Origin of the sequence: Bartonella sp. MR100HLJHH, assembly GCF_042194215.1 — a bacterium.
In the GTDB taxonomy this organism is placed as follows: Bacteria; Pseudomonadota; Alphaproteobacteria; order Rhizobiales; family Rhizobiaceae; genus Bartonella; species Bartonella grahamii.
This window is the reverse complement of the sequence record NZ_JBHIMR010000073.1, coordinates 1-1039: the sequence shown is the minus strand read 5'-3', so window position 1 is coordinate 1039 and position 1039 is coordinate 1. Positions and strand designations below refer to the sequence as shown.

The 1039-nt window shown below is 32.9% G+C and carries 1 protein-coding gene; it reads right to left on the bottom strand.

Annotated elements, in window-relative coordinates; all coding sequences use genetic code 11:
• Positions 1 to 258: 258 nt before the first annotated feature.
• The gene (locus tag ACFIJ7_RS09560) at positions 259 to 1002 is read right to left on the bottom strand and encodes a type IV secretion system protein (protein WP_375645193.1); all 744 of its coding nucleotides are present in this window, start codon (positions 1000 to 1002) and stop codon (positions 259 to 261) included.
• Between the last annotated feature and the right edge of the window lie 37 nt (positions 1003 to 1039).

Below are 1039 nucleotides of genomic sequence, written 5' to 3'. Positions count from 1 at the left end.
GATCAATTTTATTGAAAAGTTGCGTGAACACTGTAAAGTCCATGGAATTCCTCTTTAACGAATTTTCAACTTTTTATCACCTTGAAACATAGATACATGCTAAACGCGTTATTTGCATTTATACATTACCTAAGTATTTGCATTACGATATCTTGGCTTTGATAAAATCTTTGTGCCTCTCTGAATTGTTCGGATAGTACTGAACCTTCTACATTGGCTTTTGTTTTTATGAAAAAAAAGCAAATGTTGTAAAGAGCTTTATTGGTTAGATCTTATTTCAGGCATACGTTTGTTGTAAGAGGCTATAATTTTGCTATACAATTTACGTTTTTGTATTTCGATAAGAGTCTCTTCGTCATCGCTTAAATTTCTGACCATTTGTAGCTTTGTATATTCATTTTGGATCATGGATGACATGGTCTTAATGCGTGTTTGTAGATCAAAAAGTTCTTTCAGATCTTTTGTGTTATTTATCTTATCTAAGAAATCTTTCACTTGTTTAAAGCGGTTCTCTATGTCTTTGAAAGTTTGTAAACTTACAGCTTTTTCGACAATCCCACTATATTTAAGACGTGTATTAATTATTTCGCGTATCTTATAATACGGCAATTTCTGGAAGCCGTCCTTTTTCTCTTCGAGAACAAGTTTACGAAAAAAATTTCTATAGTGCCCAGTAGATATGTTTTGGTAGCTTGTTTTTGTGTCTGGGTAGTCAAAAGGCGAAACTGGTATGAAAAAACTAAAATTGTCTCCTATTGCATGTGCTAGCATTTTAGGTCCTATTATAGACTGATGGATTTTTTTCGCGTTTTCGATCTGCTTTTCGGTTTCTTCAATTTGTTGTTTTAACAACGTAATAATTTCCAGGTAGTCTGCTTTTGAAAAAGGAATTTGAACAGTTGAGCCTTGAGTTCCAGAACCCCAACTAAAGTTAGACGTTAGAGTTAAATTTATCATTCCCAAAAGGGTAATCATTCCTGTTATAATAAGAATCTTTCTCATATACTTGCTCGCTTGATTTCGTCAGGGATTGTTTTAT